Source organism: Clostridium sp. CMCC3677, assembly GCF_023845585.1.
Lineage (GTDB): Bacteria > Bacillota > Clostridia > Clostridiales > Clostridiaceae > Clostridium > Clostridium aquiflavi.
On record NZ_JAMQHS010000044.1, the window covers coordinates 1 to 297 of the forward strand.

A 297-nucleotide genomic window follows, 5' to 3' on the forward strand; every position below is an offset into this window, starting at 1 on the left:
TAAATAATAATTTAAACTACAAAAATATAATTAATTCTGATTTTTATAAAAATGACTTATCTATTTCAGATAATAAAAATACTGTTAATAATACTACTGATTCAATTGAAATTAATGAAACTGATTTTAATGTTATTAATACAAAAAAAGCTTATGATGCTTTTAAAGAGGCTAATCAAGGAGAGGTTGGTGATAACTCAGTTCTATATGCCATAATAAAAGATGCGATGAAAAATGATGGCATAGATGTACCAGACTTTACCTCAAATAATACAACTGCTTTTCTTCCATTCATAG

Annotated in this window: 1 protein-coding gene; it reads left to right on the forward strand. The window is 24.6% G+C overall.

All coding sequences use genetic code 11. The annotated features are described in order from the left end of the window. On the forward strand, positions 1-297 hold a 297-nt coding region (locus tag NG901_RS16665), incomplete at both ends, for a hypothetical protein (protein WP_252217059.1).